Origin of the sequence: Paenibacillus sp. BIC5C1 (assembly GCF_032399705.1) — a bacterium.
Lineage (GTDB): Bacteria > Bacillota > Bacilli > Paenibacillales > Paenibacillaceae > Paenibacillus > Paenibacillus taichungensis_A.
This window is the reverse complement of record NZ_CP135922.1, coordinates 4,572,440-4,588,253: the sequence shown is the minus strand read 5'-3', so window position 1 is coordinate 4,588,253 and position 15,814 is coordinate 4,572,440. Positions and strand designations below refer to the sequence as shown.

14 protein-coding genes are annotated in these 15,814 nt (G+C 47.0%); all 14 read left to right on the top strand.

From position 1 onward, the window contains the following. The first annotated feature begins 43 nt into the window (after nt 1–43). The 14 genes from RS891_RS20295 to RS891_RS20230 all read left to right on the top strand — a co-directional run bounded on the left by RS891_RS20295 (nt 44) and on the right by RS891_RS20230 (nt 15,807). Nucleotides 44–1,342 carry a CCA tRNA nucleotidyltransferase gene (locus tag RS891_RS20295; protein ID WP_315793029.1) on the top strand — a complete coding sequence of 433 codons (1,299 nt, stop codon included), beginning with the start codon at nt 44–46 and terminating at the stop codon, nt 1,340–1,342. Continuing rightward, the gene (locus RS891_RS20290; protein ID WP_315793028.1) at nt 1,329–2,306 is read left to right on the top strand and encodes a biotin--[acetyl-CoA-carboxylase] ligase; all 978 of its coding nucleotides are present in this window, start codon (nt 1,329–1,331) and stop codon (nt 2,304–2,306) included. Before RS891_RS20295 ends, RS891_RS20290 begins: the two co-directional genes overlap by 14 nt. Before the next feature lie 330 nt (nt 2,307–2,636). Further along, nucleotides 2,637–3,512: a 3-methyl-2-oxobutanoate hydroxymethyltransferase gene (gene panB, locus RS891_RS20285; protein WP_315793027.1), complete on the top strand. Its 876-nt coding sequence runs from the start codon at nt 2,637–2,639 to the stop codon at nt 3,510–3,512. Further along, complete coding sequence (gene panC, locus RS891_RS20280) at nt 3,509–4,405, top strand: pantoate--beta-alanine ligase (protein WP_315793026.1); 897 nt, start codon at nt 3,509–3,511, stop codon at nt 4,403–4,405. The genes panB and panC overlap by 4 nt, the downstream gene beginning before the upstream one ends. Beyond that, the gene (gene panD, locus RS891_RS20275; protein ID WP_024630626.1) at nt 4,398–4,781 is read left to right on the top strand and encodes an aspartate 1-decarboxylase; all 384 of its coding nucleotides are present in this window, start codon (nt 4,398–4,400) and stop codon (nt 4,779–4,781) included. The genes panC and panD overlap by 8 nt, the downstream gene beginning before the upstream one ends. 93 nt (nt 4,782–4,874) lie before the next feature. Beyond that, nucleotides 4,875–5,522 (top strand): tetratricopeptide repeat protein, encoded by a 648-nt coding sequence (locus tag RS891_RS20270; protein ID WP_315793025.1) that lies wholly within the window; start codon nt 4,875–4,877, stop codon nt 5,520–5,522. A 141-nt stretch (nt 5,523–5,663) separates the two neighbouring features. After that, nucleotides 5,664–8,525, top strand: coding sequence for an ATP-dependent DNA helicase DinG (dinG, locus tag RS891_RS20265; RefSeq protein WP_315793024.1), 2,862 nt, complete (start codon nt 5,664–5,666; stop codon nt 8,523–8,525). A 242-nt stretch (nt 8,526–8,767) separates the two neighbouring features. Continuing rightward, nucleotides 8,768–9,421, top strand: coding sequence for a redox-sensing transcriptional repressor Rex (locus RS891_RS20260; RefSeq protein WP_053780717.1), 654 nt, complete (start codon nt 8,768–8,770; stop codon nt 9,419–9,421). Further along, nucleotides 9,408–10,712, top strand: coding sequence for an amidohydrolase (locus RS891_RS20255; protein ID WP_315793023.1), 1,305 nt, complete (start codon nt 9,408–9,410; stop codon nt 10,710–10,712). The genes RS891_RS20260 and RS891_RS20255 overlap by 14 nt, the downstream gene beginning before the upstream one ends. Before the next feature lie 41 nt (nt 10,713–10,753). After that, complete coding sequence (locus RS891_RS20250; protein ID WP_315793022.1) at nt 10,754–11,284, top strand: cell wall elongation regulator TseB-like domain-containing protein; 531 nt, start codon at nt 10,754–10,756, stop codon at nt 11,282–11,284. A gap of 292 nt (nt 11,285–11,576) precedes the next feature. Further along, nucleotides 11,577–12,104 carry a hypothetical protein gene (locus tag RS891_RS20245; protein WP_063566800.1) on the top strand — a complete coding sequence of 176 codons (528 nt, stop codon included), beginning with the start codon at nt 11,577–11,579 and terminating at the stop codon, nt 12,102–12,104. Further along, nucleotides 12,097–13,599 carry an AAA family ATPase gene (locus RS891_RS20240; RefSeq protein WP_076288964.1) on the top strand — a complete coding sequence of 501 codons (1,503 nt, stop codon included), beginning with the start codon at nt 12,097–12,099 and terminating at the stop codon, nt 13,597–13,599. The genes RS891_RS20245 and RS891_RS20240 overlap by 8 nt, the downstream gene beginning before the upstream one ends. A 133-nt stretch (nt 13,600–13,732) precedes the next feature. Continuing rightward, nucleotides 13,733–14,605: a 3-hydroxyacyl-CoA dehydrogenase family protein gene (locus tag RS891_RS20235; RefSeq protein WP_063566802.1), complete on the top strand. Its 873-nt coding sequence runs from the start codon at nt 13,733–13,735 to the stop codon at nt 14,603–14,605. Next, on the top strand, nt 14,602–15,807 hold the full coding sequence (locus RS891_RS20230) for an acetate/propionate family kinase (RefSeq protein WP_315793021.1): 1,206 nt from the start codon (nt 14,602–14,604) through the stop codon (nt 15,805–15,807). The genes RS891_RS20235 and RS891_RS20230 overlap by 4 nt, the downstream gene beginning before the upstream one ends. The last annotated feature ends 7 nt before the right edge of the window (nt 15,808–15,814 follow it).

Sequence of the window (15,814 nt, the reverse complement as noted above, 5' to 3'; positions counted from 1 at the left end):
TATATGCGACAACAAGCAACACGCAGTTATGAGGTGATAGTTAGTGGTTGAATGGTCACAGGTAGATCATGAAATGGCGAGACAAAGTGAACAGGTACTGCGGACTTTAAATGAAAAAGGGTACGAAGCCTACTGGGTCGGTGGTTGTGTGCGTGACGAACTGCTGGAACGTAGCGTGGATGATATGGATATCACCACGTCCGCTTCCCCTGAACAAGTCATGGCACTGTTCGCGGATTGTATTCCCACGGGCCTCCAGCATGGAACGGTTACGGTTCGTTCCGGAGGCTTTTACTTTGAGGTTACAACGTTCCGCACGGAAACTGAATATAAGGATAATCGAAGACCCGCTGCCGTTCATTTTGTCCAGGATGTCAAAGAAGATTTGCAGCGGCGTGACTTCACGATGAATGCTCTCGCTATGGATCGAGAAGGAAATATCGTTGATCCGTTCGGTGGACAATCAGATATTCAGGATGGACGGGTCAGATGTGTGGGATCGGCGGCTGAACGCTTTGGGGAAGATGCGTTGCGGATGCTTCGGTGTGTTCGTTTTGCTTCGGTATTCGATTTCAAAATTGCCTACAACACCTGGAAGGGACTAGTTCAGCAAAAGGATTTGCTACAACATATCGCCATGGAAAGAGTGCGTACCGAAATGGTGAAAATGATGGCAGGTCCTCATCCGCTGCGCGGTTTGGAATTGCTGCTTCGAAGCCAGGCGCTTGAGCATGTGAAGGCACCGATACGTATGGAGCGATTCAATAAAGACCTCACGTGTACTATTGAACAATTAATCGGAAAAGACATATTGTTGCGCTGGTCCATGTTGCTGATTGCCGGCCATTACACGTGGGATGAATCAGACGTTTTACTTCGAAAATGGACGTTTTCTAATGACGATCGTTCCCGCATCAATGGAGTGCTTCAGGTCGAGCAGTTGATTCAGGCTGTCGTACAGGAGCAGAAGGGCGAAGAGACACTGCGATCAGAATGGATTATAACTGTGTTGTCTTGTGGACGTCAGGCTACAGAGGACTGGCTCACAATTCAACCACTGCTTCCAACAGGTTGGCGAGATCAAGAGCTTATGCACGAACAACAGATCGGGGAAATACAATCCCGTGGTGCTGGATGGAGTCAATCCATGAAGGTACATGAACTGAAAGATCTGCATATTACAGGTGAGGACATTTTGCAGCTACTTGGACGCAAGGGTGGCCCATGGCTGGGACAACTGATGAAATATCTCTTAAAAGAGACGGCGATCGGAAATATAGCGAATCAGCATGACATGCTGACGAACGAAGTAAAGCGGGTGGCTGCAGATGACAAAGCATGAGGAACTGCTACATATGTTACTGAATGCAGAGGGAGAATTTGTGTCTGGTGAGGACATCAGTCGCAATCTGTCCATTAGCCGAACGGCCGTGTGGAAGCACGTAAACAAACTGCGTGACATGGGTTATGAGTTTGAAGCCGTATCTCGCAAAGGATATCGCTTGGTTACGACACCGGATAGTATTGATGCCACAGCGCTTCAGCTCGCGCTGGAAACGACAGTGTTTGGCCGCAAGGCTACCATTCTGCAATCGACATTGTCCACCCAAGGTGATGTTCAGCACATGGCTGAACTGGGGCAGGGCGAAGGGGCAGTGGTTCTAGCGGAAGAACAGACGGGTGGGCGAGGCCGTTTTGGTCGTAAATGGTATTCCCCGCCCGGGCGAGGCATCTGGATGAGTGTTCTAATGCGTCCTAAACTTGCTCTGCAAAATACGCCACAGCTTACTTTATTAGCAGGTGTGGCTGTGTGTCGTGCCATTCGTTCATATACGGGCGCAGATGCGGGTATTAAATGGCCTAATGACCTTTTGATCGGCGGCCGCAAGGTGTGTGGGATTCTGCTTGAATCAACCGTTGAAGACCACGAGGTACGTTATTGTGTAGCTGGCATAGGTGTCGATGTTAACTTCGATGAGAAGGATTATCCCGAGGATCTGATATCCATTGCAACTTCACTTAAAATGGAGACTGGACAAACCATAGACCGAACCAAACTTGCAGCGGCCATTCTCTCGGAATTGGAGCGTTTGTATTTTTTGTATCAGAAGGAAGGGTTCGGTGTGATCTCTTCGCTCTGGGAAGCTTTGTCCGTATCCATGAACCGTGCAATTAAGGTGGCTAATCCGCAGGGGATCATCGAAGGTACAGCAATAGGCCTGGATCCTTCTGGGGCATTAATTGTGGAACAGGAAAACGGTGAGCGTGTATCGATTTACTCCGGTGAAGTTTCATTGGTAAATTAAACAATTTGTCGAATGTGCACCCTGAAAATGAACATAAGACGTGAACTTTGAGCAGAACTTTGGTATACTGTGTTCGTGAGGCGATATCGGCTAATGCAGACCGAATTGCACTCCGGCAATAGTATGCTTTGTTCTGCTTCAAAAATGTTGCAGTGACAAAGCAAGAAGGTAATAAAGTGAGATGTTGGATTCTGCTCTGAGCCGAAGAGGACCGAGACAGAAGGGACGATCGCAAGTGACTCTTTTTTGACTTTTCGGGACTTTTTAGTGGAAACTAAAAGGTTTTTTTGTTGCGTTTAAATTGAAAAGATGAGAGGAGCCATGACGAAAATGGCAAACAAACAAGCATTGAATATTGTGAAAATGAAAAAATATAAGCAGGACGGCGTGCCGCTTAGTATGATTACAGCTTACGATTATCCGACAGCCCAATTGGCCGAGGAAGCAGGTATCGATCTGATTCTGGTTGGCGATTCACTCGGGAACGTGGTACTGGGTTATAACTCCACCTTGCCTGTTACGATCGACGATATGGTGTATCATACACGTTCTGTAGTACGTGGTGCGGGGAATACGTTTATCGTGGCTGATATGCCCTTCATGACGTATCATGGCAGCATAGACGAGACGCTAAAAGGTGTCCGTCGCCTGATGCAGGAAGGTCATGCACAAGCGGTTAAGATGGAGGGCGGTCTCGAAATTGCAGATACGGTAAAAGCGGTTGTGCGAGCCGGTGTACCTGTACTTGGACATATCGGGCTTACACCGCAATCCGTCAATCAAATTGGTGGTTATCGTATCCAGGGCAAGGATGCTGCAGATGCCAGACGGCTGATGGACGAAGCCAAGGCGCTAGAAGCAGCTGGAGCCTTCGGCATCGTACTCGAACTGGTCACTGAAGAAGTGGCAAGAGCCATCTCGGAAGAACTGTCAATTCCTACGATTGGGATTGGCGCAGGCAGAGGTTGTGATGGTCAGGTACTGGTATTCCATGATGTGGTTCAGTATGCTTCCCCATACACGCCAAAACGTTTTGTCAAATCATATGGAGACGTAGGTACATTGATTCGCAATAGCATCGAGTCCTATGTGAAAGAAGTCAAGGATCGCTCATTCCCAGCAGAGGAGCATGTATTTACCGCCGCTGATGGCGTTCTGGATCAATTGTACGGGCATCGCAAAGAAAAGGTGGAGACGAACGTATGAAAGTGATACGGACAATCGCAGAATTAAGACAAGAACTGAACTTGAACCGTCAGTCGATTCAGTCCAGAGAGTCCGTTGTAGGACTTGTACCTACCATGGGATTTCTTCATGAAGGACATGCAAGTTTGATGCATGCGGCCAAACAACAAAGTGATGTCGTGGTGCTTAGCATATTTGTAAATCCGATTCAATTTGGTCCAAATGAAGACTTTGACAGTTATCCTAGGGATGAAGCCAGAGACCTGGAAACAGCACGTGCAAATGGAGTGGATATCGTATTTATTCCCTCGGTTGACGAGATGTATCCACAGCCTACACAAACGACCGTATCGGTTTCCCGTTTAACGGATCGATTGTGCGGTGCATCCCGTCCGGGGCATTTTGACGGAGTGACTACGGTTGTCTCAAAGCTGTTTAACATTGTTCAACCGCAGCGTGCATTTTTTGGCATGAAGGACGCACAGCAGGTAGCTGTGATTCAGCAGATGGTTAACGATCTGAACATGGCGGTTGAGGTTGTGCCTTGTCCTATCGTTCGTGAAAGGGATGGCTTGGCGCTTAGTTCGCGCAACGTGTACCTCAGCACAGAACAGCGCCAGGAAGCGCTTGTCCTGTCCCAGGCACTGCGTGAGGCACAGGAAGCTGTGGATGCAGGTATGGCAATGACAGCAGCGGATATCCGCGGTATATTGCGTAAAAACATTGAACGTTCACCAATGGCCGTAATTGATTATGCTGAAATTCAGGCTTTTCCAAGTCTGGAGCCACTTGCTGATCAGGGAAAAGTTCATGGTCGTGACGATCTGTTGATCGCGCTGGCAGTAAAATTCGGCAAAACCAGATTGATTGACAATATACGGCTGCAAAAATCGGAGGTACTGTCCCATGTTTAGAACACTAATGAAATCCAAAATTCACCGGGCAACCGTTACGGAAGCAAACCTGAACTATGTGGGAAGCATTACCATCGATGAAGATCTGATGGAAACTTCTGATCTGATGGAAAATGAGAAAGTGCAAATTGTGAATAATAACAATGGTGCACGTCTGGAAACCTATGTCATTCCAGGTCCACGTGGAAGTGGAGTGATATGCCTGAATGGAGCAGCAGCCCGTCTGGTACAGCCCGGCGATACCGTCATTATCATTTCATATGCGATGATGTCTCAAGAAGAGGCAAATAATCACAAGCCTACCGTTGTCTTTGTGGATGGACAGAATAAACCTGTGCAAACGATGAAACACGAAGTTCATGCCACGATTATGTAATCGACTGGTAAGGGGAATGAAATCGACCCATTCTACAAAAAATGAGTACAGGTCACTGCACTAATCCATTTTTTCAAGGGTGGGGATGCATCGATGTTCCAGCATGTTTTCGCAGAAATGAACGACATGTTAGATGAAATTATCAAGCGCTACCCTTCTGCTGAAGGCCTAAGCAAACAGGAATTGCTGCAAAAGTGGAATTTGCTGAAGCGGATGAGTGACGGGATGATTGATGAGTGGTTGATGTTTGAAGAAAAAATGAGCCAGGTAAGGGAACGGGAACTGGATAAGCCCGCCTCCCTTGAACCTGAACAGCAAGCTGTTACCGCGCTGCCAGAACTGCATCTGGAATGTTTCAGTCGCGGTCAGGGATATTTCAAACTGCAAATGTACCCGCAGGCGATTATGCAATTTTCCGTAGTTGTGACCGACTATCCGGAAAGTGCATTGACTCGTTTTTACCTGGCTCTGGCTCATCTTAACCTGGAACAAACCGAGGAAGCTGGAATACACTTGCAGCGGATTATGCATCTGAACGGTTCGCCGAGATTAAAAGGACTGGTATGTAACGTTCTGGGCTGTATCGAGGCCAAACTGGCGAACCCGGAGGGTGCATGTTCACTATTTGCGCAGGCACTTCAGTATGACCCAACGTTGACCGAACCGCTGTATAACATGGAAGCCTGTCGAATAAACAGCGGAAAATGGCAATATGCAAATCAGCTGACTGCCTTGACTTAAGGCTATTCGGCGGCATGAAGACGGTGTTCCCTCCTCTGGCATAGCGGCGGGACACCGCCTTTTTTTGTCAGTTAATTTTCAAACGCCCTTTTTTTTGCTATGCTGTAACATAGACTGGAATGGAAGGGACCGTACATTGCAATGAAATTTGCCGTATTGGATTTCGAAACAACCGGCACGCAGTCCGACGGTGAGATTATACAGGCCGGACTTGCCATCATAGACCATGACTACAGCATAACTCAAATATATAGTTCTTATGTGAACCCAGGTGTATCGATTCCGCCGTTTATTACAGGGTTAACCGGTATTACTGATGAAGACGTGGCGAATGCTCCCTCATTGGAAGAGATGATGATGGAGATGGTTCCGCTGCTCGACGATGTGGTTCTTGTTGGACACAACGTTGCTTTTGATTTTCATTTTCTTCAAAATGCACTCGATCGTTGTGGTTACCTGCCGTTTACCGGACGGATTCTGGATACGATTGATTTCCTGAAGATCACGTTCCCGTCACTGGGCTCCTATCAACTCGGTTATGTGTCTTCAGAATTCGGATTTCAGCATGACCGCCCTCATCAGGCAGACAGTGATGCACTTGCGACAGCTTTTGTATTGCTGAAGTGTCTTGATGAGCTGCGTGCATTGCCTTTGATTACGATTCAGCGCCTCAGTGATCTGTTTGCTCCGGAAGACAGTGACTTGGGGTGGTTCTTCGACGGAATGCGCGCGGAGAAGGAAGCAGAGCCGATTCAGGATCTCGAGGGTCATACGTATTACCGTCAGCTCGCCTTGAACGTTAGTGATTGGACCGATATTGGCTCACCACGTGATGAGCGGCAGGGTAATCCACTGGAGGGTGTCAGTTTTGAACAGTATATGGACCAGGTTAGAGATAACTTGAAGCAGACGCTGGACCATTATGAGGAGCGTGAAGCGCAAACTCAGATGTTCAGCAGTGTCCGACAAGCGTTGGATGAAGAGAAACATCTCTTGATTGAAGCCGGGACCGGTACAGGCAAATCATTGGGTTATTTGCTGCCTGCCATCTATGAAAGTGTGAAACAGGAACAGAAAGTTATGGTCAGCACACATACCATTAACTTGCAGGAGCAATTGAGAGAGCGTGATATTCCCTTGCTGACGCAAGTGGTTCCGTTCCCGTTCAAGGCAGCAGTGTTTAAAGGACGTGGACACTATCTGTGTCTGCGCAAATTTGAGCATAAGATCAACAAACGTGAATTCGCTACACCGAAAGAGGATTATTTTACAGCGGCTCAGATGATTGTCTGGCTTACCCAGACGGAGACTGGTGACGACGAGGAGCTTAATCTAAGCGGACGCGGAGGAGACTTCTGGGAGACGGTACAGAGTGAGTCAGAATCCTGTCTTGGACGTACCTGTCCCTGGTTCCGCAAATGTTTCTATCACCGGGCGAAACATGAAGCCGGGCTATCCGATATCGTCATTACGAATCATTCAAAATTGTTTACGGATGTCAAAGCAGCACATCAGTTGCTGCCAGCCTACGAAAGTCTCGTCATCGATGAAGCACATCATCTGGAGGATGTAGCAGGTAAACACCTTGGTCTTCATATGAAATATTTCACGTTGGTTCATACATTGACCCGACTGTTCAAAGATAGCCGTAATGGCCAACTGCCTATGCTTCGTTCTCAATTATCGGGACATGAAAATTCGGTACAGTGGGGCTCCATGATCGATCAGATGTTCCCGCTTGCGGTCGAAGTCAAGGAGATATGGGATCGACTCAGCGATACACTGTTTGGCCTGTTGCCCGAACGCAGCGATGCTTCTCCAGGCGAGACAGGACAATTTTCTCTCCGACTGAAGCCTTCGCAAAAACCAGCCAAATGGCAGGAATTGCAGGATGTTGAAAATCAGATCTATGTCACCCTTGGCGACTTGATTCGTAAAGGAGACAAGCTGCTGCTTGAAGTGAAAGAAGATCAGGACGATTATCAGTCGGATAGTCTGATTACGGATATATCAGGTCTGCTCAAGGACTTGGCAACAATTAAGGATAATTTGCGTTTCTTCATGCGGATGGATGATGCGAACACCGTGTACTGGATGGAGGCTAGCGGCCAGTTCCGCAGTAAATCACTGCAACTCTATGCTGTTCCTGTCGATGTCAGTGCACAGTTGAAGGATATGTTCTTTGATAAAAAGAAAAGCGTTGTGCTTACATCGGCTACGCTCTCCGTTGACAAGTCATTTCAATTCATGATCGAACAGCTGGGCTTGCAGGAAGCTGCCGAGAATAACCGTCTGCTAACGTCGATGCTGCCGTCACCGTTCAATTATCGCGAACAGGCCCTACTCGTCATTCCGCGTGATTTCCCAAGTGTGAAGGGCAGCGTAGGTGATGCCCACTTTGTGGATATGCTCGTGCATTCGCTTGCGGAAACGGCGATCGCGACCCGTGGACGCATGATGGTGTTGTTCACCTCCTATCGCATGCTGCGCCAGGTGTATGACCCGCTTAAGGAGGCCTTGTCAGGCAACGATATCTCTTTGCTGGGGCAGGGGGTCGACAGCGGCAGCCGTTCCAAGCTTACACGCCGCTTCCAGGATGCAAAAGCAACGGTGCTTCTTGGCACAAGCAGCTTCTGGGAAGGGGTGGACATTCCCGGAGAGGCTCTGACCTGTCTTGCGATTGTCAGATTGCCTTTCCAGCCACCGAACCATCCTTTAGTCGAAGCGAAGAGTGAGCTTTTGCAACAACAGAAGAAAAACCCGTTCATGAAGCTGTCCGTGCCACAAGCCGTTATTCGTTTCAAGCAGGGATTTGGCAGGCTGGTTCGCACAGGCAAAGACAGAGGCATTGTAATTGTGTACGATACACGCGTCATTGAAGCGTATTATGGCAAGTACTTTTTATATTCACTGCCTGGTCCCAAAATGGAACACATGCTCACCGAGCAGATGGTTCCACGCATTTCGGAGTGGCTCGAGAGACCAACCGATGAACAACAATAATAGATACGCTCTGTAGCTTCCATTATTGCAAGACGCCAGTGATTGGCGGTAAAATTGAGATATAGTATTCATTCGTTTCATGGGTAAACGAGTAAAGGGATTCCAAGCGAAAGCAATTGAAGCAATAATCGATTTTATAACAAGGAGCATCCTGTTGAATTCAGTAGTCATTTTACATCGTTGCCGACAGGGTGCTCATCTTTTCATCTATCTATCGTGGCCTTGGTAAGGGGGAGCAATGAATGAAATCAGATAAAATTTCGGAAGCCGTGGTGCGTAGATTGCCTGTTTACTTGCGTTATTTGAATGAACTGCATCAGCGCGAAGTCAATACGGTTTCTTCACAAGAACTTGGACTGAGGCTGGATCTGAATCCTGCCCAGATTCGTAAAGACTTGGCTTACTTCGGTGACTTTGGTCGTAAAGGGATCGGGTATGACGTTTCATATCTCATCGAGAAAATCCGCCATATTTTAAAAATAGACCAGCAGATCAATGTGGCTCTTGTCGGAGCAGGTAATTTGGGACATGCTTTGTCCAATTACAATGCCTACCTCAAAGACAACATGAAGATCGTCGCTGTATTTGATGCCTACGGTCCGAAGATTGGGAGCCAAATCAACAGTCTGACGGTGCAGCCGATGAATGAATTAACGGATTCGGTCAAAAAAGATAACATTCGTATAGGTATTATCACGGTTCCGGATACGGAAGCCCAAAATGTTGCAGATCAGCTGATTGAGTCAGGAATTGAAGCGATCCTGAATTTTGCGCCTACGATCCTGAAGACCCCGCCGCATATCCGCATTCATCATGCCGATTTTACGACGGATCTGCTTAGCCTGGCTTATTACTTGGAGAATGGAAAGGACGACGAGGAAGATGACGACAAATAGATGGGTCATTCACAACGGCAAATTTGCCGTGAGTGAGGGTACGAATTGGAACGTGGTTCAAGGTTTTATGGTTGTTGAGAATGACAAGATTGTGCATATTGGTGAGACATTGCCGGAAGGAGACGAAAGCCTGACAAAGGTGGACGGAAAAGGACTGTTCTTCTTGCCGGGTCTGATCAATACGCATGGTCACGCGGCCATGTCGCTTCTGAGAGGCCATGGAGACGATCTGGCGTTACAAGTATGGTTGCAGGAGAAAATGTGGCCAATGGAGGCCAAAATGACGTCTGAAGACGTATATTGGGGCACATCACTTTCCGTACTTGAAATGTTGAAGGGCGGAACAACAGCTTTCCTAGATATGTATGATCATATGGATCAGGTTGCGAAAGTGGTGGAACAATCCGGCGTTCGGGCTGCTCTGGCACGTGGGGTAATCGGACTTTGCTCAGAAGAAGAACAGTTGCGCAAGCTCGAAGAGTCTGCAGCATTTGCTCGTCAATGGAATGGACAAGCAGACGGAAAAATTACAACCGTAATTTCTCCGCACGCCCCTTACACTTGCCCTCCGGATTACATAGAGAAGCTGGTACAGGTTGCTCATGACCTGAATCTGCCTTTGCATACGCATATGTCTGAAACACTTCGCGAAGTGGAGCAGAATGTGGCTGATTACGGTCTGCGCCCGGTTGCACATCTGGAGAAGCTAGGATTTTTCTCCCGTCCATCTCTGGTTGCGCATGCGGTACATCTGAATGATGAGGAGATTGAGATTCTGGCGAAGCATGATGTAGCGGTTTCCCACAATCCAGGCAGCAACCTGAAATTGGCTTCAGGTGTTGCACGAGTACCTGATCTGCTGAAAGCAGGCGTGACCGTGTCCCTCGGAACAGACGGACCAGCGAGTAACAATAACCTGGATATGTTTGAAGAGATGAGACTGGCTGCATTGATTCACAAAGGGGTGTCCGGTGATCCTACTGCAGTGCCGGCAGGGGAAGCGCTTCTGCTTGGAACTTCATATGGTGCCAAATCCATATTCCTGAACGATACAGGCGCTCTGCAAGTTGGCATGAAAGCTGATTTTATTGCGTTGAACATCGAACAAGCCCATTTCTATCCGCATACGGATCTGATTTCCCATACAGTTTACTCCGCATCGGCCAAAGATGTGGAGCATGTATGGGTGGATGGTAAACAAGTGGTTAAACATGGCGAATGTCTTACAATGGATGAAGAGCGCATTCTGCGTGAGTCTCAACTGGCATTTGACAGTCTGCTGGCCCGTTAATTACAAGGACAGCAGCGTCATAGGGAAAGGAAGTTCGGCTTTTGAAGAAAAAAAAGAAGTGGATATGGATTTCGCTGCTGCTCCTGGTTCTGATTTTGTTTGGACTTCAGCGTTATTATGTCTATGTGACTCAGGATCAGCGCAAGGAAGAAGCGTTGGCTATACAGGCGGCTCAGGAACAGCTGGGCATTACGTCCCACGAAGAGTTGCGTAAGTATGTCTGGGGGCAAAAAGACGGCGGAGACAACATATACTGGACCCTGGTCGGCAAAGATAAGGATAACCAGGATGTCATGGTATGGATCAAGTTTGATGAGAATAATAAACCTGTGACGGGAACCAATGCGGTGCACGGTGAACTGTTAAAGAACGGCATGAATGAAGCTCAGATTCGAAATCGGTTCAGCTCTGAAGTTCCGGGTGGAGAGATCAAGCGCATTATGCCAGGTGTTGTGAATGGGATCTATGTATGGCAAGTGTATTATAACGATGATACTCACAACTATTATCGATTTTACCGCTTCAGCAACGGGGAACAGGTGGACCTGGTCTATACAATACCGAACAGCTAGAATTAGCAGACGTGTTATCGTCTGAAAAGAATACATTAAAGAACCGGCAGACGGAAACCCGACTGAACCGGTTCTTTGACGTATTTTCTTGATCATTTTGGATTTGAATAGTTAAAATTCATATTTTCGCCTTAGATATTGTATATACGATGTGATATACTCAAATATGTATTCAAGGATACATCATACACAAATAAATCCTGTTAGGCACATCACAGGACGTTACGTACACATATTTATATTCTTGCCTACAAGTTATAGGATGGGCCAAAATTTAGGAGGGGTAACTCACTTGAAGATAAAAGTATTGCCTATTGCTCTGACTGCCGTCATTTCAGCCGTTGTGTTGTTTGGAGGTTGGTTTGTGTATCGTCATGTGGCTGTGCAAAGCCCAATTGAAAAGATGGTTACCCAGTACGATGGAGTCAATGATGTTCAATTAACTATTAACCGCAATGATGTACAGTTGAAACTCGATCTGCAGCCGGATGTTGATCTGGGCAGGTTGGTACAATATATTCACAAAGAAGGACAGACCTTGATTGGCACTCGTTCGTTGAAGCTGGATGTCGTGGATCATTCCAACGAAGCGCTGGAGAGCTGGTGGGGAAGCGCGATGTTTACTGTAGCTCAAGCGATGGAGAACAAGCAATACACCGAGATTACACCGACCTTGTCTAAAATGGCTACAAATGGGATCAAGGTAAATACAGCCATGGATGACAATAATGTATATGTCAGTCTCAGAGATGGAGATGCCAGCAAGTTTATCATTCTGCCGCGTGTGCCCGGTCAGATAGGAGTGTGGCCTAATGCCTAAATGGACGAAAGAAATTGCCATTGGATTTGTACCCGTATTAATAATCTTTCTCGCTTTTATCGGTGTAAACATGATTCCTATTCTGATTGCTGCAATGCTTGTGGGTGCTCTGCTGCTTATGATGCAAATGCGTGGCGGAATTACGGTGGGAGCAGGTCAGGAACGTAAACGCAAGAAAAAAGGACCTTCCAAGCTGACTTTTGAAGAAATCGGTGGTCAGGAGAGTGCCAAGCAGGAACTGAGAGAAGCGCTTGATTTTCTCATTCGACATGAAGAAATTCAGAAGTTTGGTATTCGTCCTTTGAAAGGTATTCTGCTTACTGGTCCTCCAGGAACAGGTAAAACCTTGATGGCCAAAGCTGCTGCTCATTATACCGACTCTGTTTTTGTAGCTGCTTCAGGCAGTGAGTTTGTTGAGATGTATGTTGGTGTAGGTGCAGGCAGAATACGGGATTTATTCCGTGATGCAAGAACACGTGCTGCTAAAGAAAATAAGGAAAATGCCATTATATTTATCGATGAAATTGATGTGATCGGTGGAAAACGGGAAGGCGGACAACAGCGTGAATATGATCAGACGCTGAATCAGCTGTTGACGGAGATGGATGGCATATACTCTTCTGACACACCGCGCATCCTCGTGATCGCCGCTACGAACCGTAAAGAAATGCTGGACAGCGCGTTGACACGTCCAGGACGCTTTGACCGTCATATTCAGGTAGACTTGCCGGATAAGAAAGGCAGAAAACACATATTGGAGCTGCATGCGGTCAATAAACCTCTTTTGGAAGGGGTCAGCCTTGAGAAGACAGCAGAGGAATCCTATGGTTTTTCTGGAGCACAACTGGAAAGCGTGATGAACGAAGCCGCAATTTACGCGATGAGGGATGGGCTGCCCAACATTGAACAGCGTCATCTGTCCCTTGCGATTGATAAAGTAATGATGGGTGAGAAGACAGACCGCGAATCCAGCGTAGAAGAGAAGAAAAGAGTGGCTATTCATGAATTGGGACATGCCATCATGGCTGAACTAGTTCGTCCTGGCAGTGTGAGTCAGGTTGCACTGAGCCCGCGTGGACAGGCCCTGGGATATGTACGTCATAACCCGCAACAAGAGCAATTTCTATACACGAAGCGTTTCCTTGAAGAGCAAATCATGATTGCCCTCGGAGGTGCAGCAGCGGAGGAAATGTATTACGGTGGTCGCAGTACAGGATCACGCAATGACTTTGAACAAGCAACGAATGTGGTACAGACGATGATGGCTTCCGGGCTCACAACGTTGGGTATTGTTAACATGGATATGGTAACTACGGAAGAATTAATGCGGGAGAACAAATTGATCCTGCAAGACCTGATGGAACAGACCAAGCGATTGCTTGAAGAACAGCGGACAATTTTCGACAATTCCCTCGACACGCTGCTCAGGGAAGAAGTATTGTCTGGCGATCAATTTCGTTGTCAATTTCGTGACAGCGCCCTTCTACCGGCATAATTTATTTATGTCGGTTATTTTTTTTTACATTTCAGTCGTGCTAAGATATTATTATATGTTGGGTCGAAATTTGTAATTTTCGGCGAACAGGGTACAATAGAGAAATAGAGAACCGAAAGGATGGAGCAGAACCATGTTTTTCAAAAAGATAGGAGTTGTCGGCGGCGGCACGATGGGGCAAGGTATTTCCCAGATGCTTGCAGCCAAAGGACTTGATGTGCTTCTGGTAGAACACACAACGGAGAAGCTGGATCATGCATATAACATGATTGAAACCAACCTCGATAAACAACTGGAGAAATGGGCTATTACGAAGGCTGAGAAGAAATTGATTCTCTCCCGTATTACCAAAGTTGCTCATCTGGCTGAACTCGGAACTTGCGATATGGTCATTGAGACTATTTCTGAAGATCTGGAAGCGAAAAAAGCGGTATTCAGTCAACTTGACCAGGTTTGCCCAAGCAACGTAATTCTTGCAAGTAATACATCCACGCTGAGTTTGACTGAGCTTGCAAGCTCAACCAAATACCCAGAGCGTGTTATTGGTATGCACTTTATTCACCCGGTTTCCCGGGTTGATCTTGTAGAGATTATTCGTGGTCTGAAAACATCTGATTCCACTTTTGCAGAAACTAGACGTTTTGTAGAAGAAGTAGCGGACAAAAAAGGCGTTATGATCTATGAATCACCTGGATTTGTTACGTCTAGACTGATTTGTCTTTTGATCAACGAAGCATTGCATGTACTGCAGGAAGGTGTCGCATCCGCTGAAGATATTGATGACGCTATGCGTATCGGATACAATTTCCAGCACGGACCGCTTGAGATGGCAGACCGTTTCGGATTGGATTCAGTAGAAGCTGCACTCGAAAGAATGTTCCGTGAATTCGGTGAATTGAAATATCGTCCTTCCACAGTCCTGAAGAAAATGGTACGTGCAGGACACCTGGGTGTCAAAACAGGCGAAGGATTCTTCAAGTACGACAAGGATGGTGACCGGCTGTGAAAGTACTCGTAATTAATGCGGGGAGTTCCTCGCTCAAATATCAATTGTATAACATGACGGATGAATCGGTATTGGCCAAAGGGTTGGTAGAGCGGATCGGGATGGACTCTTCCATTCTGACTCATAAACCGACCGGCCGTGAGGATGTTACGGAAGTTAGTGAAATTCTCGAACATACTACAGCTATTCGTAAAGTTATTGACATCCTGACAGACAAAGAAAATGGTGTGCTTGGTTCCGTTGATGAAATTCAGGCTGTTGGACATCGTGTAGTTCACGGTGGTGAAGCATTTAAGGAATCAGTCTTGGTTGATGATGCTTCCAAAGCAGAAATTCGCCGTCTGTTCGATCTGGCTCCACTGCATAACCCTGCAGCAATGATGGGTATTCGTGCGGCTGAATCCAATATGCCAGGGGTACCACAGGTCATGGTCTTTGATACGGCTTTCCATCAAACGATGCCGGAAAAAGCATATCTGTATGCCATTCCACGTGTGCTTTACAAAAAGTATAAAGTGCGTCGTTATGGAGCACATGGTACTTCCCATGATTACGTAAGCAAGGCAGCAGCTGAATATCTGGATCGTCCATTGGAAGATCTGAAGATCATCACATGCCACGTCGGTAATGGTGGTAGCGTAACAGCTGTACAGGGCGGCGTATCCGTGGACACGTCCATGGGCATGACTCCACTCGAAGGATTAATGATGGGAACACGTAGTGGTGACCTGGATCCGGCAATTGTCCCTTATGTGATGAACAAGGAAGAACTGAGCGTGAGCGAAGTAAACTCCATGTTGAATAAGCATAGTGGACTTCTTGCAATCTCCGGCATCAGCAGCGACATGCGTGAAATCACGGAAGGTATGGAGGCTGGCGATGCTAACTCTACACTTGCATTCGAGATGTACGAATATCGTTTGCGTAAATACATCGGTTCTTATGCAGCAGCAATGAACGGTGTAGACGTGATCGTATTTACGGCTGGTGTAGGTGAGAACTCCGTGGTTCTTCGCCAAAAAGTATGTGAGCAGCTGACGTACTTGGGTGTTGAACTGGATGAAGCGCTGAATGCAATTCGCTCTGGAGAACCACGCCGTATCACTACAGCAAATTCCAAAGTGGATGTTCTTGTAGTTCCTACGAACGAAGAATTGGTGATTGCAAGAGATACACACCGAATCGTATTGAATTCTCTGTAATCTAATT